Source organism: Rhizobium sp. CIAT894 (assembly GCF_000172795.2).
GTDB lineage: Bacteria > Pseudomonadota > Alphaproteobacteria > Rhizobiales > Rhizobiaceae > Rhizobium.
In genome coordinates this window covers 240,527-260,632 of sequence record NZ_CP020949.1, presented here as the reverse complement: position 1 = coordinate 260,632, position 20,106 = coordinate 240,527, and the positions used below count along the sequence as shown (strand labels likewise).

Here is a 20,106-nt window from a genome sequence, read left to right as displayed (position 1 = left end):
GATCCTATGGTGCATTCTCTCAATCTCGGCGGCACGCAAAATAGCCAAGCCGGGTCCGCCATGCGCCGGATCAACCGGCTGCCGATCATCGTCATTATCGTTCTGGCGGTCGCGTTTCTTGGCGTGATCTTTTATGGCCTTGCCTCCCGCGGGCTCTACTTCGGCAAGGACAACGGTCTGGACACGACTTCGGGCAACCCCGCCTCAACCTTCGCCGACCAGATCAAGCGCGGCGTCACCGATGGTATTATCGGAGAGCCGCAGCAGCAGACCACCTTCCAGCCGACGCCGGTCGAGACAAAACAAGCCGATGAAAAGGACAACGATCCCTTCACGCCGCAGCCGGTACAACGCAAGGTACAGCAGCGAGGTCGAGACCTCGAAGCGGAAGAGGTTTGGCGTGCCCGGCTTAAGCGGGAACAGCAAGAACAGTACTTGCGGGAGCAGCAGCGCCAGCGCATGGCTCGCTTGCAGGCGAACAACGCGGCCTACGACGCGCCGCTTGCCATTGATCGGAGCAAGCTGGAAGCGCGGGCGGAGAGGAATGATGCCACTGCGGACGCGGAAGAAAGGGCGACGACAAAATCGACAAACACGGGAAACACACCCGATCTTTATGCGGCCGCGCTGCGTGCAGGGCTCGGTGCTCAAAACGTCGATCCCAATGCGCAAGGCTCGAAGGAAGACTTCTTCAACGCCGACCTGAAGGAGCTTGGCTATCTGCCCAACAGTGTCGTTCCCCAACAATCGCCCTTCGAGCTGAAACGCGGGTCGGTCATTCCCGCGACACTGATTACTGGCATCAATTCCGAACTTCCCGGCCGGATTACCGCTCAGGTGAGCCAGAACGTCTACGATAGCGCCACCGGACATCGGCTCTTGATCCCGCAGGGAACGAGACTCTTCGGTCGTTACGACAGCAAGGTGTCCTTCGGACAGAAACGCGTTCTGGTCGTGTGGACCGACATCATCTTCCCCAACGGCTCGACACTGCAGATCGCCGGCATGTCGGGGACGGATGCGCAAGGGTATGGCGGCTTCAACGACAAGGTGAACAACCATTATTTCCGAACCTTCGGCTCAGCCGTGCTCATCGCCCTGATTGGAACGGGCATCGACATGGCTGTTCCACAGAGTTCGACGCTCGCCACCCAGGGCACCGCCTCGGATGCGACACGACGGAATTTTGCCGAAACGTTCGGCCGGGTTGCTGACCAGACGATTCAGCGGAACATGGATGTTCAGCCGACGCTTGAAATACGGCCCGGATACAAGTTCAATGTGCTGGTCGATCAGGACATCGTTTTTCCAGGCAACTATCGGTTTTGATTTCTGGCTGGCTCCTTGACACGATGCGACTCAGTTCCCCGTGGAAATCAACAAGATAACGACCGTTTAGGCTTGAGAAAATGTCGTCTTTCGATTTGCACTTAGGTTGGATGCACTCTGTCGGCGTGCACCCCGAGTACAATCCAATTGGCTATCCCACGAACGCAATTTTTCGGCGGTACGAAGCTCAATGGCACGCTCGTGTGCGGCTTTAACACATTGACTTAACAAATGTGGCAGGCCGTGATCCGCCTCCAAGACCGACAAACCCGCCGCTGTCGTGCCATTCGGACTGGTGACCGCCTCCTTTTATTTCTCATGGTGACCGAACATCTTCCTCAAGAAGACGGCCCGGGGCCAACGACGGTTTGGCGCGCAAGCTCTGAAGCCGCCTCAGCACCCAGCCGAGGCTAATTGCAACAGCTTCCAAATAGACTGTGAAGGCGAAGACATAACCTGGCCCGCTGCCCGCGACGGCAGTCATTCTGAGTATATCCCCCTCGCGCTCAAACCATCGGAACCGACCCGGCACTGAACACCCGATCCACATCGCTTCGGACGACACCCGGTTCTTCAGGCTGCATATCCGGTGATCATCCCAGCCCCGACTGCAGCAGGGAGGTTATCCACAACCGCACTTTCATCAACAGTACCGTACCGTTGTCTTTCCTTCGAGCCCCGACTCATACGCGTCCGAGCGCATGGGCCAACTTGCGCGGTGTGACATCTATCTGCCAGCCCGCGCGTGCGCCGGCTCTCGAAGCATTACTGATTCACCGAGAGATCATCCTGATCGCCATCTGACCGGCGCACGCGGCCGATTGCCTGAGATCTACCACGCTGAAATTTAAATGTGTTATCTGGCCGCCATGCTTGCGACCAGATCGCTGAACCTCTCGCCCTGAATGCCGACATGCCCCCGCAGCAGGCGGCGGGCTTCCTCTCCGTCTCCGACAAAGATCGCATCTACGATCGCGCAATGTTCCGAGAAGGACGTCGACAAACGGTTGCGGACGCGCAACTGCAGGCGGCGGTAGGGGCGCAGCCGCCGGTGCAGCTGCGCGCATTGCTCCTCGAGAAATTCGCTTCGGCTCGCGGCATAGATCGCCTTATGAAATTCCTCGTTGTCGTAATAGTAGGCGTCGCTGTCGCCGGCACCGGCCGATTGCTCGCAGCGGTTATGCGTGGCGGTGATCGCCTCGCGGGATGCCTTGTCCAGCCGGCGTGCGGCGAGCGATCCGGCAAGGCCCTCGAGTTCGGCCATCACCTCGAACATCTCATAGACCCGATGCGGCCCAGGATCGATGACCACGGCACCTCGGCGGGGCCGGATTTCGATGAGGCCGATCGCATCGAGCTGCATTAGCGCCTCGCGCACTGGCGTTCGGGAGACCCCGAAACGCGTCGCAAGCACCATTTCGTCGAGTTTTTCCCCGGGTCGGAACTCGTTGGAAAGAATGGAATTTTCAATCTCATCCCGGAGCCATCGGCCGACATTTTCGGACATTCAGGTCGCTTTCCAAATACACAAATTGAATTCTTGTATACACGATAGTTGACCTCGTGTACGAAGAGTGGCAATCTACATACTAGCGATGAAGCCGGCCGTTGGGAAGCAGCGTACCCACGAAACCCGGTCGCCGTCGGAAGAGAGGAGAATGGTATGTCTGAGGCTTCTTTCTTCACCGATATGCTGCAAAGCATCACGGATCGCGGGCGCCAGTTGCTGTTTTCCGGCTCACGCACCCCTCAGGTCGTTGCCGAGGTGGACTTGCGGGAGCTTTGCGAAATGCTCCTATCAAGTCGCGGCGAAGCCTCGGGCATGGCCCTTGCGGCAGAGATCCTCGATCGCTGGGGCGCGCTCGAAAGCGTGTGCGCCCAGTCCTTCCTCAGCATGCTCCATGAACAATTCGGACCCGATACGGCCAGGCTTGAGCAGACGATCGAACACTACCGCACCGACAAGAGTTCTGCCGCGGTCATTGCGCTGCATCAGGCCGCGGAGCCGCGCCGACAGGAGCTCCTACGCCGTTTGAATCACGCACCGAACGGCACCGCCCGGCTTGTCCGGATGCGCGAGCAACTTCTTGCCTCCAAGGATCGGTCGGCAGAATATCACGCGCTTGACGCCGACTTCACGCATCTGTTTGGCTCCTGGTTCAATCGTGGCTTCCTAACGCTGCGCCCCATCGACTGGTCGACGCCGGCTTACATTCTTGAAAAGATCATCAAATACGAGGCCGTGCACGAGATCGCCGGCTGGGAAGAGTTGCGCCGTCGCCTGGCACCGGCCGACCGTCGATGCTTTGCATTCTTCCACCCGCGCCTGGCCGACGAGCCGCTTGTGTTTGTCGAGGTGGCGCTGACACGATCCGTGCCGAGCGCGATCGCCGATGTCCTCGACGAGGGCCGGGCGCAGATCAGTCCCGACGAGGCGACCACGGCCGTCTTCTACTCGATCTCCAACTGCCAGGACGGCCTGCGGGGAATCTCGTTCGGCAATTTCCTGATCAAGCAGGTTGTCGATGATCTGCGCAGGGATCTGCCCGGCCTGAAGAATTTTGTGACGCTTTCCCCCGTTCCGGGCTTTGCCCGCTGGCTTGCCAAGGCGCGTTCTTCCGCCCCCGACAGCCTGCTGTCTGAAGCGGCCCGCGAAACGCTGATGCGGCTGGACGATCCGAACTGGGCTGACGACGATGATGCGGCAGCCGAGGTGGAGCGCGTGTTGCTGCCGCTCGCGGTGCGCTACTTCCTCGCGGAAAGGACGCCGGAGGGACGCCCGGTCGATCCGGTCGCCCGGTTCCATCTCGGCAACGGTGCCCGGCTCGAGAGACTGAACTTTCTCGGCGACCGCTCGGCCAAGGCGATGGAGCAGGCGCATGGGCTGATGGTCAACTATCTCTACAAGCTTGACGACATCGTCGCCAATCACGAGGCCCTGGCGCAACGCGGCGAAGTGATCGCCTCGACGGAGGTCAGGAGCTTTCTCAACCAGAACGGCGACGGTCGGCGCGCAGATAATCGCCAGCAAGGCTCCCGGCCGTTTGCGAACATCATGAACTCAACGCTTGGAGGAGGGCGAAAGTGAGCAACCATCTTTTCGACGCCATAAGGGCCGCCGCGCCCGGGGACGCACCGTTCATCCGCATCGATAGCACGCGCACATGGACATACGATGACGCGCTCGCACTTTCCGGCCGCATTGCCAGCGCGATGGACACGCTCGGCGTTCGCCCCGGTGACCGGGTTGCGGTGCAAGTCGAGAAAAGTGCCGAGGCATTGATCCTCTATCTCGCCTGTCTTCGTAGCGGCGCGGTCTACCTGCCGCTCAATACCGCCTATACGCTGGCTGAGCTCGATTACTTTATCGGAGATGCGGAACCGCGTTTGGTGGTTGTCGCACCCTCCGCCAAGGCGGGCATCGAGGACATCGCCAAGACCCATGGTGCGATCGTCGAAACGCTCGACGCCGATGGTAGTGGCTCGCTGCTTGATCTTGCGCGCGACGAGCCGGCGGATTTCGTCGACGCCTCGCGCTCCGCCGACGATCTTGCTGCGATCCTTTACACGTCGGGAACGACGGGACGCTCGAAGGGGGCGATGCTCACCCATGGAAACCTGCTCTCGAACGCTCTGACCTTGCGCGACTACTGGCGCGTCACCGCAGCCGATCGGCTGATCCATGCCTTGCCGATCTTCCACACGCATGGGCTGTTCGTCGCCACCAACGTCACACTGCTTGCCGGCGCATCGATGTTCCTTCTGTCGAAATTCGACGCCGACGAGGTGGTTTCATTGATGCCGCGGGCAACGATGCTGATGGGCGTGCCGACCTTCTACGTGCGCCTCCTGCAAAGCCCGCGCCTTAACCGGGAGGCGGTCGCCAACATCCGCCTGTTCATTTCCGGTTCGGCTCCACTGCTCGCAGAAACACATACCGAGTTCCAGGCCCGCACCGGTCACGCGATCCTTGAGCGCTATGGCATGACGGAAACCAATATGAACACGTCGAACCCCTATGACGGCAAACGGATCGCCGGAACGGTCGGTTTCCCGCTGCCGGGCGTGACGGTGCGTGTCACCGATCCCGCCACCGGCCTGACGCTGGCTCCTGAAGAAACCGGCATGATCGAGATCAAGGGGCCGAACGTCTTCAAGGGCTACTGGCGAATGCCGGAGAAGACGGCGGCCGAATTCACCGCCGACGGTTTCTTCATCAGCGGCGATCTTGGCAAGATCGACCAGGACGGATATGTCCACATTGTCGGTCGCGGAAAGGACCTCGTGATTTCGGGTGGATACAACATCTATCCGAAAGAGGTCGAGGGCGAGATCGACCAGATCGACGGCGTGATCGAAAGCGCAGTGATCGGCGTGCCGCATCCCGACTTCGGCGAAGGCGTGACCGCCATCGTCGTGTGCAAGCCCGGCGCGGCCGTCGATGAAAAGGCGATCGTCTGGGCACTCCAGAATCGTCTGGCCCGCTACAAGCAGCCGAAGCGCATCATTTTTGCCGACGACCTGCCGCGCAACACGATGGGCAAGGTCCAGAAAAACGTCCTGCGGCAGCAATACGCTGATCTGTACGCCAGGACGTAATGCGAACGTGCCCTCTGGGAGGAGGTTGCGCGACATCCCGTATCAATCTTGCAAACAACAACTACGGCGCTGGAGGCGTCGGAGGGAGGGGAATCATGGGTATTGAAATACTGTCTATAGGCCTGCTCGTCGCTATGTTCATTATAGCGACGATCCAGCCGATCAACATGGGAGCCCTGGCATTTGCCGGCGCCTTCGTGCTCGGCTCCCTGATCATCGGGATGAAGACCAGCGATATTTTCGCCGGCTTCCCGAGTGATCTGTTCCTGACGCTTGTCGCCGTCACCTATCTGTTTGCCATCGCGCAGATCAACGGCACCATCGACTGGCTGGTCGAAGGCGCGGTCCGGCTGGTGCGCGGGCGGATCGGTTTGATCCCCTGGGTGATGTTTCTTGTTGCCGCTGTGATCACCGGTTTCGGCGCTCTGGGCCCCGCAGCGGTCGCTATCCTTGCACCCGTGGCGTTGAGTTTTGCCGTGCAGTACCGCATCCACCCGGTGATGATGGGTCTGATGGTGATCCACGGCGCGCAGGCAGGTGGCTTTTCGCCGATCAGCATCTATGGCGGCATCACCAACCAGATCGTCGAAAAGGCCGGCCTGCCTTTCGCTCCGACATCGCTGTTCCTCTCCAGTTTCTTCTTCAACCTGGCGATTGCGGTGTTGGTCTTCTTCGTTTTCGGTGGCGCAAAGGTGATGAAGCACGGTACCGCATCATTCGGCCCATTGCCCGAACTGCATCCCGAGGGCGTATCGGCCTCGATCAGAGGCCATGGCGGCACGCCTGCAAAGCCGATCAGGGAGCATGCCTACGGTACGGCGGCCGATACAGCTTCGACGTTGCGCCTGAACAACGAGAGAATCATCACCTTGATCGGCCTGACGGCCCTCGGTCTCGGCGCCCTGGTGTTCAAGTTCAACGTCGGCCTCGTCGCCATGACCGTGGCCGTCGTCCTTGCGCTGTTGTCACCAACGACGCAGAAGGCGGCGATCGACAAGGTGAGCTGGTCGACCGTGCTGCTGATCGCCGGCATCATCACCTATGTCGGCGTCATGGAAAAAGCCGGGACGGTGGATTACGTCGCAAACGCCATCTCCAGCCTCGGCATGCCGCTCCTCGTCGCGCTCCTGCTCTGCTTTACGGGTGCCATCGTCTCGGCCTTCGCATCCTCGACCGCGCTGCTCGGCGCCATCATCCCCCTCGCCGTCCCCTTTCTGCTGCAGGGCCATGTCAGCGCGATTGGCGTGGTGGCGGCCATCGCGATCTCGACCACGATCGTCGACACCAGCCCGTTCTCAACCAATGGCGCGCTTGTCGTCGCTAATGCGCCGGATGACAGGCGAGAGCAGGTTCTGCGGCAGTTACTGATCTACAGCGCGTTAATTGCCATCATTGGACCGATCGTTGCCTGGCTGGTGTTCGTTGTGCCTGGACTGGTGTGAAACCGAGCTACATCCCGAAAGCATGCCGATTACCCTTCGGCATGCTTGCACCGGTTGAGAACGACTTCGGAGTTTTGAGGGACGTCGGATTTTTCTATCGGCTGGTCACGCCGTCTCGATTCTCGTTCGCCGTAGAGAGGGGCCTAAGCAGGAACTTGAACTTGGACGGAGTGCACTGCGTTTCTTGCGGCCGATGGCGGCTGTCCTTCGCCAACCTTGTTGGTGCAGCGACATAGCACGACATGCTGGCCGGATGCTGGGGTCCACGGCAACTCGAACCGCTGCCAACTTCTATCCTCGCGCGGACCTACAGTGGCCCGCTGCCACGAGCCTCCTCCGTCAACGCTAACTTCCACGGTTGAGATCTCAAGATCTCCCCAAGCCCAACCCCATATTTTCGTCGGCACGTCAGCCAACAGCAGATCACTCGGGGACGGCGACACGATAACGGACTCCGGGGCGACGCTCCAAACTGGTTTCACCCCAGATGGCGTGGGATCGTTATAGAAGCGCGTCGTATAGGCGCCGCTCGCCCGCCGGTTCGCGGCCGTGATCGAACCAACCCACTTTACGGAGTTGGTGCCGTACCAACCCGGCACAACCAGTCGAACCGGACCTCCGCGCTCCGGAGTGAGCGGCCGGCCGTTGATCTCAAGTGCAAGAAGAACCTCTTCTGCGAGTGCTTTCTCGATAGGCAGGTCTTTTTGATAGGCTTCTTCAATTTCGGCGTATTCGCCACACTCGAGGCCGGACGTCCATACATATGACGCATCGGTGCTGATCTTTGCACGTTCCAGAACAAGCGACAGCGGCACGCCTTTCCAAACCACGTTTCCGATCCTGCGCTTGGCGACTGTCGGGGCAAGCGGGCTTCCAGCGCATTCGTGAAATGACATGTACTCGCGCTGCGGCATGGCTTGAAGATCCGAGAGACGCAACCTCATCGCGTTGCCTACGAGGCCATCGACATCGAGATGCCAATGGTCGGGGTCGATGTTCAGGAACCCCATATGCGTGACCAGAAAAAGATCATCCTCCGGGGTGATCCAGGAGTTGAGGGCATGAACCCCTTCAGCCGGACCTTGGAAGGAGAAGCCCTTCTTTATCATGTGCATACCCGTCCGCGTCATCGCGTTACTCCTCTAGGGCCGGTGCATCGAAGCGGGTTCCATATTCCTCCCGGCCTTCTTGGAACCGGATCGGTTTGCGGCGTGTCCGGTTGACAGTGACGTCGAATATATCGAAACGGTTGTAACCAGCAACGACGTCATGAAATCGTTTCGGTTCAACACACTCGTCAAGATCGATATGGGCATAGCCGACACCTTCATCGATCATTTCATCTCCGATTTGCGTGCCAGTTGGTCCAAGGAAAAAGCTGCTCGCCCGCGGACTGGCATCTATGATCGCCGCGATTTTAGGGTCATCCAAAGCAATAGATCTGCGTGCGCTTTCATCGAACCGACCGGCGACAACGATGCCGAAGCACTTGGCCTCGAAACAATGGGCTGAGGCCCGGATGCGGTTGGCTGCCCGGTTGTCGTAGTTGTCGCTTTCTGTGGGGACGCGAGTGGGCCAGATCGGCGGATAGCTGCTTATATGAACCTGCTCGGCCTGCGTCATCAGACTGTAGCGCGCGAGTGGATTTGTGTTTTCCCCGCAGATGAGACCACCAATACGGCCAATTCTTGTATTTGCGACGACCAGACCTGCGCCGTCGCCGGGATCCCAGACCAGTTTCTCGAAGAAAGTTGCGACCAGCTTTCGATGGTGAATCAGGATCTCACCCGTATCGGAAATCAGGACGTTGCTATTCCACAGACCTGCGACACTTGCCGGGTTGCGCTCGGAGAAACCGACTGAAACGAAAACACCGTTGTCGGACGCAGCTTTCCGCACACGCTCGATTTCAGGTCCATCCACGTATACGGAAGCATTCAAGAAGCGCTTGAAATGTTCGTGCGATTGAATGGGTGAGTAAAGTGCTGCCCAGACAGGGAAGCCGGGAAGAAAGCTTTCTGAAAAGACTACGAGCGATGCGCCATTTCGGGCAGCCTCCGCGATTACCGAACAAGCTTTCTCCGCGCTCGCCACTGGATCAAGATAAACCGGGGCGACGTGAGCAGCGGCGGCCTTGAAGTTCATGTTTCCCATCGACATTCGTCTCCTCATGAAGTTTTGGCGATTGGCCATTTCGACAAGGTCGACGCGATGACCGGGTCACGAGTGCCGTTTTGCCGTTAGTCCGATTTCAATGCGTGCACCAAGGGGCAAGCTGGCGCAGCCGATTGTGGTGCGGGCAGGATAGGGCGATGAAAATCGCGTCGCGTAAATCTCGTTCATCTGAGCGAAGTCGTCCATGTCGGTGAGATAGACGTTGACAGATACGACATCATCCGGCCCGAGGCCTGCTGCCTCCAGGACCTGAAACAAATTATCGAAACACTGGCGGGTCTGATCAGCAACATTTCCGTCGACAAGTTTGCCGGTGCTCGGATCAAGCGGTGTTTGCCCGGAGCAGAACAATAGGTCGCCGGCCCATGTCGCGTGCGAATATGGTCCGACTGCCGAAGCGTTCGAAGCATTCACAGTTCGTCTTGTCATGGTTCCTCCATAGGCGGGTTCAAGGGGATCGAACCTGCTGACAATCAGCATGTCTCCCGGGTATTTTGCTCACTGTACGCTGCACGTACGGCTTACAGGCCAGTTCGAAACTAACAGAAAGAATTTGCGCGCCAATCCGAATAGAATGGACTACGCTGTGCAAAAATAGACGGGGATACTATGGCGACTGCAATCGATCATCTTGATTGGGACGATCTCAAGCTCTTCCTCATCGTCGTCCGGTGCAAGAGCGTGACCGGAGCAGCCCGTGAACTGAAAGTCAGCCACTCCACCGTATCGCGTCGGCTTGCTCGTCTGGAATATACGGTTGGCGGCGCACTCGTCGAACGGACGAAGGACGGACTTTTGCTGACACCGGCCGGGCTGGTTACAATGCGGCGAGCGGAGGAAATCGAGAACGGCGTGAATGCTCTTCGAAGCGACGTGAGCAATCGTGACGAAATTCGCGGCACAGTCAGATTGGCCACCATGGAAGGCATCGCAACGCTTTATCTCTCCGAGCGCCTCGTTGAACTCAGTAGCCGGTACCCTGATCTTGACCTTGAGCTGGTAACATCGCCGCAAACGGTTCGGGTCGCTCGCCGGGAAGCGGATCTGTTCTTAAGCTTCTTCAAGCCCCACGGAACTTCCCTCGACAGTCAGCTGATCGGACGTTTCAAGACTGGCCTGTTCGCTTCGCAGGCCTATCTGGAGCGCAATGGAGTTCCCGCTCAAGCGGCGGATCTTAGCGATCACCGCTTTGTTGGCTATATCGAGGAGTTGGTCCAGCTCGAAAGCGTTCTCTGGCTTGAGGAACTGGTACCCGCCCCGAAAATCGCGTTCAGCTCAAACAGCATGATGTCGCAGATGTTTGCCGCGTCTGCGGGCGCAGGTATTGTAGCCCTTCCCGAATTCGCGCGCAGTCTGAACCTCGGTCTCGTTCCAGTGCTGGACAAGTTGAGCGGCGAACGTGAGATCTGGATGTCGGCACATCAGGACTTGGCTTATCTCCCGAGAGTGAGAGCCGTAAAGCAATTCGTCAAAGAGCAAGTTCGTCGAGACGAACAACGCTTGCTGAGAAACGTACCCTGGTCACGGTGAAATTGCGTAAGTTGGTGCGAGCGGAGCAGTTCTACCCTGCTGAATTAGCAGCCAGTCGCACATAACGAGCAATTTTGCACAGCGGCTTGCGAAAGTATCGGCTGCCGCGACAATGCAAATTGAGTCAACAAGATAACTGGCTCGATCAAAGGAGGAAACCCTCATGTCACAAATCACGAGCGATGCTCGCAAGACTTTGGATCTCCTTCGTCTGCGTGCGGATACCCCCGGCACAAAGAACAGAAATCACCTCAATAACGCTGGCGCTGCGTTGATGCCGAGCGCGGTGATCGATGCAGTGACTGGGTACTTGAATCGGGAAGGCGAAATCGGAGGTTACGAGGCGGCAGCGGAGGCCAACTCCTTGTTAGAGGGAGCCTATGACAGCTTGGCCACATTGGTAAATTGCGCTCGTGACGAGATAGCGATAGCTGAAAACGCGACGATTGCTTGGCAGCGCGCCTTCTATTCGCTTTCTTTTGGACCCGGGGACCGGATCCTGACGGCAAGTGCTGAATTTGCGGCCAACTACGTAGCCTTTCTGCAGGTTGCCAAGCGCACCGGTGTATCGATCGAGGTCATTCCGAATGACGCTTCTGGCGTCCTTGATCCGGACGCGCTGGTGAAAATGATTGATGATCGCGTTCGGTTGATTGCCGTCACCTGGATTCCGACCAACGGCGGGCTTGTCAATCCAGCAGCAGCTATCGGTCGAATTGCACGCGAGAATGGCATTCTCTATCTGCTCGACGCATGCCAGGCTGCCGGTCAAATCCCGATCGATGTTAACGCTCTTGGCTGTGACATCCTTACTGCGACTGGCAGGAAGTTTCTCCGTGCGCCGCGGGGAACGGGTTTCATGTACATGCGCAAATCAGTCCTGGAAACAATCGAGCCAGCGATGATCGACCTTTATGGCGCGCCCTGGACTGCGCCCGGCCGATACGAATTGCGACCTGATGCTAGACGCTTTGAAACGTGGGAGAAGAACTATTCCGTTCGTCTCGGCCTGCGGGCAGCAGTCGATTACGCCCTCGGCATTGGGCTCGAGAACATCGAAGAGCGTTGCAAACACCTTTCGACAAAGCTTCGCGAAGGCCTGAGGGGGATGCCTGCGGTGTCCGTACATGATCTCGGAGCGCCACTTGCGTCCATCATCTCATTCACGGTTAAGGGCTGGGACTCTTCAGCCGTCTTGGCCTACCTGACCAACAAGGGAATCAACGTCTCGGTTTCGCCTCCCTCCAGCACTCCCGTTGACGCCTACACACGACAACTTCCGCCTGTCGTGAGAGCGTCGCCGCACTACTATAATTCGGAGGAAGAGATTGACGCGTTCCTCCAGGCGATCGCCAGTCTCGCCTCGTAGCTCATCTGCCGCAGTGGTTTCGCAAAAAGGACAAGCGAGAATTTGTGTCAACAGGTCGCTGACGGACTGGTCTCGACCTCGGCTGCAGCTAGAGTGGCGGCGGCTATGCGCATTGGTGAAGGCATAACTCGCTAGTTGCCCGTACCGATACTTGCACTTTACCCAACGAGATGTTGCTCGGCGGCATGGGAAACAAGGTCGGTGAGAATGGCGAACCGGTCTGCAGCGAGCTTGTTGACCTGCCAAAACAACGAGACGTCGAGCGGCTGATCAGGGATCAACTCCACGAGCGCTCCTGCCTGCAGGTGGTGGCGGATCAGGTACTCAGGGTTCATACCCCAGCCCATGCCTGCGATACTGGCGTCAACGAACGCCTGCGTCGACGGGAGAAAGTGCGTGGGACAGGCGACGTCGTCTCGGAAGAGCTGCGCGATCCACCGGTTTTGAAGCTTGTCTTTCTGATTGAACGTTAACGCTGGGGCGGTTCGCAAGGTCTCGGAATTGACGCCAGCGGAAAAATGTCTCTTGACGAATTCAGGGCTTGCGGTGGCGCGATAGCGCATGGAGCCAAGTGCGATGCGCCGGCATCCCTGAACCTGTTTTTCAATGCCCGTTAGAGCGGCGATCACTCGGCCACGTTGGAGCCATTCCGACGTATGATTTTCGTCGTCGATGACAACGTCTATGAGATTGTTTGACATTCTCGCGTAAGTCGATAGCGCCGTCATAAACCACGTTCCGAGGCTGTCCGCGTTGGTGGCGACGTGGACCGTTAGGCGTTCAATCAGTTCCCTGGAGGGCGCGAGCGATGGCAAATGTTCATATAAATCTCGCTCCAGAAGCCCGACATTTTCCACATGGCGGCAAACCCATCCGCCACAATCGTGCGGTGTGTACGCTGCGCTTCGTTCAGTGACCACGAACTCCCCGCGCCACATGAATGCGCGGGCGACTGTTTCAACGGTGATTAAGCGAGCATCGACGACGTGGGCTTTTCCGTGGATGACCACCAAGGCGTGGCTGCCACAGCGCTTCAGCACATGATGAATTCGGAACCGAACCCTCACTTCCGAATAACAGAGGAAAGCGCAAATGCCGTGAGCGTATCCCTCACGCCGGGCAGTTCCGAAATCAATTGCCAAATCTGGCGAATGCGGTCGGCTTGAGGCGATTCAACACGCACCAGCAGATCAAAATCACCCGTCATCACGTCACAGGCGACGACCTCCGGAATTTTTCGCAAAGCTTGAATGACTTCGCCGCCCCTCATGCGATCCTGGCGGTAGACGAACATGAGTGCAGTGGTGATGTGACCGGGATCTCCGCCATCGCCGGTGACGATCGTGTAGCCCTTGATGAAGCCTTCGCGTTCAAGCCGTTCGATCCGAACGCGAACAGCATTTCGCGACAGGTTCACCTTAGCTGACAGCTCAGCGTGAGATGCGCGCGCGTTCAACTTCAAGGCGGCAAGGATCTGGTCGTCGACGCGGTCGAGAAGATACTTCATGCCGGGGAGGGCTCCGTTTTCCCGACAACTGCACCAAATCTCACAGATTCAAAGGCGCGAATCGCAGCATCAAGGAGGTAAGTCTTGTCGTTTGCACGGGCATAGCGACTGGCGGCGGACGCCAGGACAAAGGCGGGAAGAGCCGCTGTCTCTGCCTCAGTTAGCAGCCTCACACTTTCATAGCCGGCCAAAATGGCCTGAGCTTTTTGTTCCTCCAACGCTCCGCTCGGCAGGCTCGTCCAGCCAACAAGCACGTCCGCAATCTCGGAAATCAGCACGTCATCATGCCGAAGCCGGAAATTGATAACGCCACTGACTTCGTCACCGAGGAAAAAGACGTTGGAACGGACCAAGGCGCCATGGAGGGCACCAGTTGGCAATTCATCTAGAAAACGCTTTTGGCCACCCTGCAGGATCACGTGGATCCGTGCCATGACGCGGCCGAGGCTTACGCATTTTCCCAGCGTCGGATCATTTGTTGACGATCCTGACACGAAACTCACGATGGCGACAAGGCGGCCGGCCGCCTGGAAGGTGGCATTCCCATCATTCGTCCGCGTCGGTTTAGGACATGGAATACCGCTGTTGTTTAGCATCTCCATCGTGGCAAAGGCGCGTTCCAGATCCAGTGGCTCGGCGCCATTTTCGAACAGCGTGACAATGAATTCACCGTCCGCTGTCCGGAAAAGATAGGTCGTTTCCCTGTCCCCGTCGGCGATACCGATCACCGACGACAACGATGTCATACCGTAGGCTGCGGCGATCGAGTTTCGGTCTTCATCGGATATCTCAGTGAAAACAGCCATCTTTCCCCTCCGTTCAACCACGTGCACTTTTTGAGAAATTCGCAAATTCCGCGGTATCTCCAAAAATCTGATGAGCCTGGCTTTCGGTCAGAACTCTTTCTTCTTCTACGACGTCTCGCAAGTTTCTCTTCTCGACCAGCGCCTTTTTGGACAGATATGCCGCTTTGCTGTATCCGATCAACTTCGCCAGCGGCGTAGCAAGAACAAGAGATTGGTCGAGCAACGCCTTGCAACGATCAACGTCGACTTCGATGCCATCGATGCAGCGTTCCTTCAAGACCACCATGCCTCTGGTCGGCATGCGCATCGATTGGAGGATGTTCAAAACGATGACCGGCTCCATGGCGTTCAGCTGCAACTGACCGGCACTTGCGGCGAGCGTCACCGTCAGATCATTGCCGATGACCTGGAAGCTGATCTGGTTCATCATTTCCGGTATGACAGGATTGACCTTACCCGGCATGATCGATGAGCGGGCTTGAACAGGCGGCAAGCGGATCTCACCCAGACCGCCGCGGGGACCGCTACTCAACAGCCGAAGGTCATTGCAAATCTTCGTCAGCTTGACGGCAATGCGTTTCAGCACGCCTGAAAAGGAGACGAAAACACCTGCGTCCGATGTCGGTTCGATGAAGTTGCGGGCAGGGATTAACGGATAGCCAGATATTCGGGACAGGTGACCGCAGGCCAATTGCGCGAAGCCTGAGGGTACGTTGATTGCCGTGCCGATCGCCGAGCCGCCGAGGTTTATCTCTTTAAGAAGCTTACAGGCGTACTGGACCTGAATGATATCCTCGTCAATGAGTTCAGCGAACGCTTCGAATTCCCGTCCCGCGGTTATCAGCACAGCGTCTTGCAACTGTGTCCGGCCGACTTTCACAGCACTCGAGTATTGCACGGCCTTGGCTCGAAATGCATCGCGAAGCGCGACCTCAGCCGCGATAAGCCCTTCGCATGCCCGTAAGATCGTCAGCCGGATAGCCGTAGGGTAGACGTCGTTTGTCGATTGAGACAGATTGACGTCGTCGTTGGGATGCAACTTGGAATAATCGCCAACGTCAACGCCCATTTTCAAAAGGGCGAGGTTTGCAAGAACCTCGTTGACATTCATGTTTGTGGACGTGCCGGCTCCCCCCTGCATCATGTCCACGGGAAAGTTCTCATCAATATCATTGAGCTCGATAAGCTCTTCGCACGCTTGCGAAATCGCCTCAGCCTTTTCTGGAGAGAGAAGCCCAAGCTCCATATTCGCAATAGAGGCGGCCTTTTTCACCATTGCCATCGACTGGATGAGCTCGGGAAAATCCCTCAAACGCAGCCCGGAGACGTCGAAATTCTGTTCCGCGCGCCGCGTATGGACGCCGTAGAGGACGTGTCGCGGAATGGGGAGCGGCCCGATAAGATCTGACTCGATGCGCTCAGTAAGCATTGTCTTGTCCATCAAACCAGGATTCCCGCATGACGCATGGCGCTGTCAATCTCTTCCTGAACGGAAGGACTGATCGTAACGAGTGGCAGCCGCAGATCACCACGTATGCGACCGAGACGCTGCAAGGCATATTTCGGTCCAGCAGGGTTGGTTTCAAGAAAAAGCGCCCGGTGTAGTGGCATCAGGCGGTCCTGCAGCTTCAAAGCCGAGGCAAAGTCGCCGTTTAGGCAAGCCTGCTGGAAGTCAGCGCAGAGACCCGGCGCGACATTCGCCGTCACCGAAATGCAGCCATGTCCACCATGGGCCATGTAGCCAAGGGCCGTGCCATCTTCACCCGTCAAAAGATTGAACTTTTCCCCGCAGGCCATACGCTCGAGGGACGGGCGCAACAGGTTGCCGGTTGCATCCTTGACGCCTTTCACATTCGCGGAGTCCTCAAAAATGCGGGCCAGCGTTTCGACCTGGATATCGATGACGCTGCGGCCGGGGATATTGTAGACAATGATCGGAACAGTGGCGGCGGCATCGATCGCCTTGAAGTGCTGATAGATCCCCTCCTGGGTCGGCTTGTTGTAATAGGGTGCGACAATAAGAACCCCGTCGGCGCCGGCGTTCTGCGCATGGCGGACGAAGTCGATTGCTTCCGCCGTGCTATTTGATCCTGCGCCCGCAATGACGGGCACACGGCCCTTGGCCGTCGCGATCGTGATCTCGACCACTTGCTTATGCTCGGCATGGCTGAGCGTCGGACTTTCCCCCGTCGTTCCACAGGGAACGAGACCGAAGGACCCTTCCTCGATTTGCCATTCGATGAGGTCGCGCAAGGCGACCTCATCGACATTGCCATCCGCAAACGGTGTGACGAGCGCTGTGATAGAACCCTTGAACATTGAAACACTCCTAAAGTGCACTGATGGATGACCTTAACCTCGGCCGTCAGGTCTTCAGGCGGTTGATGCACACGACCTTCGGCTGCGTCATGTCCTCATAGGCAAACCGGACGCCTTCGCGGCCCATGCTGCCATATTTGAAGCCGCCAAACGGCATTGCATCGAACCGGTAGTCGGAGGAGTCGTTGATCATGACACCACCGGCCTCGATCTTGCTTGCAGCTTCGAGCGCCCCTTCCAGGTCGTTTGTAAAAATGCCGGCGTGAAGGCTGTAGTCGGGGCTGTTTGCAAGATCGATTGCATCCGCCAGCCCATCGAAGGGCTGAAGAATGACGATCGGCGCGAATACTTCTTCGCCCCACACGTCACAGGATGTGGGAACACTCTCCAGTACCGTCGGCGGGTAGAGATTGCCGGCCGGCTTATGACCGCAAAGCAATGTTGCACCGGCAGCGAGCGCCCGTTCGACCATTGCGACCGCTCTGCCGACGGCCTTTTCGGAGATCATCGGGCCAACATCGGTGTCATCATCCAAGGGATTGCCGGTCTTGAGTTTACTGGTGTCTGCGACGAACTTCGCCTTGAATTGCTCGTAGATCGGCCGCTGGATCAGAATTCGCTGCGTGCCAATGCAGTTCTGACCGGCCGCCCAGTAGGCTCCGGATACGCAAGCCTCGACGGCAGCATCGAAATTGCAATTTTCCATGACGATGACGGGTGCATTGCCGCCGAGATCCATGGCAAGTTTCTTGAGGCCCGCAGTCTTGGCAATCGCCTCGCCAGTGGCAAAGCCACCGGTGAAGGAGATCATGCGAACGTCTCTCGCCGCAACAAGGGCTTTTCCAAGCTCAGGGCCGCCAATCGCAACCGTTATGATTCCCTCGGGTAGACCGCTTTCGACCAGGACTTCGACGAGTTTGATGGCGGAGAGAGGGGTAAGTTCGGACGGCTTCAAAAGCACGGCATTGCCGCCGGCAATTGCGGGGCCAAGTTTGTGGGCGACGAGATTGAGGGGATCATTATAGGGCGTGATGGCGGCAATGATGCCCAGCGGTTCTCTCGTGTACCACCCCTGGCGAGACTCCGAGCCTGCGTAAGAATCGAACGGGATAACTTCGCCGGCATTGCGTTTGGCCTCGTCGGCGGAGAGCTTGAGCGTATTGACGCACCGGGTTGTCTCTTTGCGGGCCTGCGTAATCGTCTTGCCCGCTTCTTTGACAATCAGGAGCGCGAACTCCTCGCGCGCGGCCTCGATTGCTGCTGCGGCCTTTTCAAGGATCGCCGACCGTCTGTGACGCGGCAAGGTCCTGGCAATTTGCGCGCCCCGTCTGGCTCGCCCAAGGAGCGCGTCCACGCTTGCAGCACAGGTTTCCACAACCGTTCCGACCAGCGTACCGTCGAACGGGCTGGTGACGGCAATTTCTTCGAGGACGGTCGTTTGGGTGAGTGCAAGGTTGTGCATCATGCAGCCTCCTTGGCGATGGGAGAAGTGCCCGCGGAATGAATGGCGACGATATCGGAAAGAAGCGCATATGCCGTTTCGATGCGGCCAGCGCCAGGTCCGGTGATCGTCACGGCGCCCAGCAGTTCGGTGTCGAGCGATACTGCATTGGTGGCACCGTTGACACCCGCGAGTGGATGATCGAGGCCAAGCCGTTTGGGGGAAACACTGCCGGTCACGCTGCCGTCGTCATTGCGGACCGCAGCCCCGATGAGCTTCCAGCGGCTGTTTGCATTGGCGGCTTCCTGGATGTCGGAAGGCGAAAGGCCGGAAATGCCCTTGCAGCTTACATCCTCAGGCTTGAGATTTGCGCCAAGCAGCTCGTTTGCCAGGATCACGACCTTCAGACGAACGTCGAAACCTTCCACATCTGCGGTCGGGTCGGCTTCGGCGTAACCGAGTTCCTGCGCTTCCTTAACGGCGGACTCGAAATCCAGGCCGCTTTCCATGCGACCGAGGACGAAGTTGGATGTGCCGTTGAGAATCCCCTCGAAGCCCTTCAATTCGGCGCCGGAAAGGGTTTTCTCAGCCATGCGAATGACCGGAGTACCGCTCATCACGGCACCCTCGTACTCGAAGCGTACACCGTTGGCCTTTGCCAGCGCCTTGAGCGCCTGGGCCTCAATGGCGACCGGGCCCTTGTTGGTGGTAACCACGTGTTTGCCGGTCTCAAGCGCCCAGCGGCAATGCGAGACAGCAGGTTCGCCGTCCTTGGGATTGGTGAACGTGGCCTCGACGACAATATCTGCGGGTGCGGTCTTGATAATAGTCTCATTGTCGGCTTCGGCACTTCCCCCGGAAAGCTGTCCAAAGCCGCCCTTTTCGAACTTCGCCTCGACCAGGGTCCTCGCATCAAGACCGTTCGGCGAAATCACCGAGCCAAGATAGAGATCGCTTACGGCGACGATATTCAGGCGGAATCCAAGATCGCGCTCCCAGAGCTGGTTCTTGGCGGCAATGAGTTCGGCCAGAGCGCGATTGACGCCACCAAATCCGATAAGTGCGATATTGTAAACTGTCATAACGATCCTCCAGTAAAGTCTATGAGGGTAAGCATGGGATGCGGATTGCTCTGCAGGAACCACGCAGACAGACCAAAGAGCAGCGCACTTTGCTCAATCTGCTGCCGGACGTAGGTCAGGTGCTGGCGAGCTTCATCATGAGAATTCCCGACACGATCAAGGCACCCGCTGCCAGACGCATGGGTGACGCGGGTTCTCCGAGCAGAAAGGAGCCAACTGCACCGATCCCTGTCCAAACCGTGTAGGCGGTACCGAGCGGCAGCACCTTCATCGAAAAGGACAGCAGCACGCCGCTGGCAATCATCGCAATGACAGTGATTGCCGACGGTAGCGTGAAACCGTCGGATCTCTTCATGTAGAACGCCCAGACGACCTCAAGCAGGCCGGCGACGAACAGGATTATCCAGTGCATAATATCCTTCCTGGCGGACCTCCGGGTCTACCGCGCATCAGGCTTTGACGGCGACATGAATTGCCCGGCGAGGGGCAATTCATGTCCAACTCGAC

At 58.0% G+C, this 20,106-nt stretch carries 18 protein-coding genes; 6 read left to right on the top strand and 12 right to left on the bottom strand.

Annotated elements, in window-relative coordinates; genetic code table 11:
• The first annotated feature begins 6 nt into the window (after positions 1-6).
• Positions 7-1,329, top strand: coding sequence for an IncP-type conjugal transfer protein TrbI (trbI, locus tag RHEC894_RS23950; protein ID WP_085739482.1), 1,323 nt, complete (start codon positions 7-9; stop codon positions 1,327-1,329).
• 856 nt (positions 1,330-2,185) lie between these two features.
• Here trbI and RHEC894_RS23940 read toward each other — a convergent pair.
• Positions 2,186-2,836: a GntR family transcriptional regulator gene (locus RHEC894_RS23940; protein WP_085739480.1), complete on the bottom strand. Its 651-nt coding sequence runs from the start codon at positions 2,834-2,836 to the stop codon at positions 2,186-2,188.
• Positions 2,837-2,992: 156 nt separating this feature from the next.
• Between RHEC894_RS23940 and RHEC894_RS23935 the strand changes: the two genes are divergently transcribed.
• The 3 genes from RHEC894_RS23935 to RHEC894_RS23925 all read left to right on the top strand — a co-directional run bounded on the left by RHEC894_RS23935 (position 2,993) and on the right by RHEC894_RS23925 (position 7,370).
• The gene (locus RHEC894_RS23935) at positions 2,993-4,417 is read left to right on the top strand and encodes a malonyl-CoA decarboxylase (protein WP_085739479.1); all 1,425 of its coding nucleotides are present in this window, start codon (positions 2,993-2,995) and stop codon (positions 4,415-4,417) included.
• Complete coding sequence (locus RHEC894_RS23930; RefSeq protein ID WP_085739478.1) at positions 4,414-5,928, top strand: malonyl-CoA synthase; 1,515 nt, start codon at positions 4,414-4,416, stop codon at positions 5,926-5,928. The genes RHEC894_RS23935 and RHEC894_RS23930 overlap by 4 nt, the downstream gene beginning before the upstream one ends.
• Positions 5,929-6,023: 95 nt before the next feature.
• Positions 6,024-7,370: an SLC13 family permease gene (locus tag RHEC894_RS23925; RefSeq protein WP_085739477.1), complete on the top strand. Its 1,347-nt coding sequence runs from the start codon at positions 6,024-6,026 to the stop codon at positions 7,368-7,370.
• Between the two features lie 143 nt (positions 7,371-7,513).
• Here the strand turns inward: RHEC894_RS23925 and RHEC894_RS23920 are convergent, their stop codons facing one another.
• From RHEC894_RS23920 to RHEC894_RS23910, 3 genes are all read right to left on the bottom strand, one after another.
• Positions 7,514-8,500: a molybdopterin-dependent oxidoreductase gene (locus RHEC894_RS23920; RefSeq protein ID WP_085739476.1), complete on the bottom strand. Its 987-nt coding sequence runs from the start codon at positions 8,498-8,500 to the stop codon at positions 7,514-7,516.
• A 4-nt stretch (positions 8,501-8,504) separates the two neighbouring features.
• Positions 8,505-9,524: a carbon-nitrogen hydrolase family protein gene (locus RHEC894_RS23915; RefSeq protein WP_085739513.1), complete on the bottom strand. Its 1,020-nt coding sequence runs from the start codon at positions 9,522-9,524 to the stop codon at positions 8,505-8,507.
• A gap of 66 nt (positions 9,525-9,590) precedes the next feature.
• Positions 9,591-9,974, bottom strand: coding sequence for a Rid family detoxifying hydrolase (locus tag RHEC894_RS23910; protein ID WP_085739512.1), 384 nt, complete (start codon positions 9,972-9,974; stop codon positions 9,591-9,593).
• A gap of 180 nt (positions 9,975-10,154) precedes the next feature.
• Between RHEC894_RS23910 and RHEC894_RS23905 the strand changes: the two genes are divergently transcribed.
• Both RHEC894_RS23905 and RHEC894_RS23900 read left to right on the top strand, forming a co-directional pair.
• The gene (locus RHEC894_RS23905) at positions 10,155-11,075 is read left to right on the top strand and encodes a LysR family transcriptional regulator (protein ID WP_085739475.1); all 921 of its coding nucleotides are present in this window, start codon (positions 10,155-10,157) and stop codon (positions 11,073-11,075) included.
• 163 nt (positions 11,076-11,238) lie between these two features.
• Positions 11,239-12,444, top strand: coding sequence for an aminotransferase class V-fold PLP-dependent enzyme (locus tag RHEC894_RS23900; RefSeq protein WP_085739474.1), 1,206 nt, complete (start codon positions 11,239-11,241; stop codon positions 12,442-12,444).
• Positions 12,445-12,602: 158 nt separating this feature from the next.
• On the opposite strand, the gene RHEC894_RS23895 is transcribed toward RHEC894_RS23900, so the two are convergent.
• The 8 genes from RHEC894_RS23895 to RHEC894_RS23860 all read right to left on the bottom strand — a co-directional run bounded on the left by RHEC894_RS23895 (position 12,603) and on the right by RHEC894_RS23860 (position 20,011).
• Entirely contained in the window at positions 12,603-13,457 is an 855-nt protein-coding gene (locus RHEC894_RS23895) for an ArgP/LysG family DNA-binding transcriptional regulator (protein WP_245339540.1), read from the bottom strand.
• A gap of 50 nt (positions 13,458-13,507) precedes the next feature.
• Positions 13,508-13,951 (bottom strand): Lrp/AsnC ligand binding domain-containing protein, encoded by a 444-nt coding sequence (locus RHEC894_RS23890; protein ID WP_085739473.1) that lies wholly within the window; start codon positions 13,949-13,951, stop codon positions 13,508-13,510.
• Positions 13,948-14,757, bottom strand: a complete 810-nt coding sequence (locus RHEC894_RS23885; RefSeq protein ID WP_010066719.1) for a phosphotransferase — start codon at positions 14,755-14,757, stop codon at positions 13,948-13,950. Before RHEC894_RS23885 ends, RHEC894_RS23890 begins: the two co-directional genes overlap by 4 nt.
• 13 nt (positions 14,758-14,770) lie before the next feature.
• On the bottom strand, positions 14,771-16,186 hold the full coding sequence (locus RHEC894_RS23880; RefSeq protein WP_085739510.1) for an aspartate ammonia-lyase: 1,416 nt from the start codon (positions 16,184-16,186) through the stop codon (positions 14,771-14,773).
• An 11-nt stretch (positions 16,187-16,197) separates the two neighbouring features.
• On the bottom strand, positions 16,198-17,076 hold the full coding sequence (gene dapA, locus RHEC894_RS23875; RefSeq protein ID WP_085739472.1) for a 4-hydroxy-tetrahydrodipicolinate synthase: 879 nt from the start codon (positions 17,074-17,076) through the stop codon (positions 16,198-16,200).
• Positions 17,077-17,122: 46 nt separating this feature from the next.
• Positions 17,123-18,541 carry an aldehyde dehydrogenase family protein gene (locus RHEC894_RS23870; protein WP_085739471.1) on the bottom strand — a complete coding sequence of 473 codons (1,419 nt, stop codon included), beginning with the start codon at positions 18,539-18,541 and terminating at the stop codon, positions 17,123-17,125.
• Positions 18,538-19,599 (bottom strand): homoserine dehydrogenase, encoded by a 1,062-nt coding sequence (locus RHEC894_RS23865; protein WP_085739470.1) that lies wholly within the window; start codon positions 19,597-19,599, stop codon positions 18,538-18,540. Before RHEC894_RS23865 ends, RHEC894_RS23870 begins: the two co-directional genes overlap by 4 nt.
• Before the next feature lie 115 nt (positions 19,600-19,714).
• Positions 19,715-20,011, bottom strand: a complete 297-nt coding sequence (locus RHEC894_RS23860; RefSeq protein ID WP_085739469.1) for an SMR family transporter — start codon at positions 20,009-20,011, stop codon at positions 19,715-19,717.
• Positions 20,012-20,106 lie beyond the last annotated feature (95 nt).

What these genes read in the sequence shown, in the direction of transcription:
- RHEC894_RS23900 (WP_085739474.1), top strand. Translation starts at nt 11,239, where the DNA reads ATGTCACAAATCACGAGCGATGCTCGCAAGACTTTGGATCTCCTTCGT.
- RHEC894_RS23940 (WP_085739480.1), bottom strand. Translation starts at nt 2,836, where the DNA reads ATGTCCGAAAATGTCGGCCGATGGCTCCGGGATGAGATTGAAAATTCC.
- RHEC894_RS23905 (WP_085739475.1), top strand. Translation starts at nt 10,155, where the DNA reads ATGGCGACTGCAATCGATCATCTTGATTGGGACGATCTCAAGCTCTTC.
- RHEC894_RS23865 (WP_085739470.1), bottom strand. Translation starts at nt 19,599, where the DNA reads ATGACAGTTTACAATATCGCACTTATCGGATTTGGTGGCGTCAATCGC.
- RHEC894_RS23910 (WP_085739512.1), bottom strand. Translation starts at nt 9,974, where the DNA reads ATGACAAGACGAACTGTGAATGCTTCGAACGCTTCGGCAGTCGGACCA.
- RHEC894_RS23880 (WP_085739510.1), bottom strand. Translation starts at nt 16,186, where the DNA reads ATGCTTACTGAGCGCATCGAGTCAGATCTTATCGGGCCGCTCCCCATT.
- RHEC894_RS23870 (WP_085739471.1), bottom strand. Translation starts at nt 18,541, where the DNA reads ATGATGCACAACCTTGCACTCACCCAAACGACCGTCCTCGAAGAAATT.
- RHEC894_RS23935 (WP_085739479.1), top strand. Translation starts at nt 2,993, where the DNA reads ATGTCTGAGGCTTCTTTCTTCACCGATATGCTGCAAAGCATCACGGAT.
- RHEC894_RS23890 (WP_085739473.1), bottom strand. Translation starts at nt 13,951, where the DNA reads ATGAAGTATCTTCTCGACCGCGTCGACGACCAGATCCTTGCCGCCTTG.
- RHEC894_RS23920 (WP_085739476.1), bottom strand. Translation starts at nt 8,500, where the DNA reads ATGACGCGGACGGGTATGCACATGATAAAGAAGGGCTTCTCCTTCCAA.
- RHEC894_RS23885 (WP_010066719.1), bottom strand. Translation starts at nt 14,757, where the DNA reads ATGGCTGTTTTCACTGAGATATCCGATGAAGACCGAAACTCGATCGCC.
- RHEC894_RS23915 (WP_085739513.1), bottom strand. Translation starts at nt 9,524, where the DNA reads ATGGGAAACATGAACTTCAAGGCCGCCGCTGCTCACGTCGCCCCGGTT.
- RHEC894_RS23925 (WP_085739477.1), top strand. Translation starts at nt 6,024, where the DNA reads ATGGGTATTGAAATACTGTCTATAGGCCTGCTCGTCGCTATGTTCATT.
- trbI (WP_085739482.1), top strand. Translation starts at nt 7, where the DNA reads ATGGTGCATTCTCTCAATCTCGGCGGCACGCAAAATAGCCAAGCCGGG.
- dapA (WP_085739472.1), bottom strand. Translation starts at nt 17,076, where the DNA reads ATGTTCAAGGGTTCTATCACAGCGCTCGTCACACCGTTTGCGGATGGC.
- RHEC894_RS23860 (WP_085739469.1), bottom strand. Translation starts at nt 20,011, where the DNA reads ATGCACTGGATAATCCTGTTCGTCGCCGGCCTGCTTGAGGTCGTCTGG.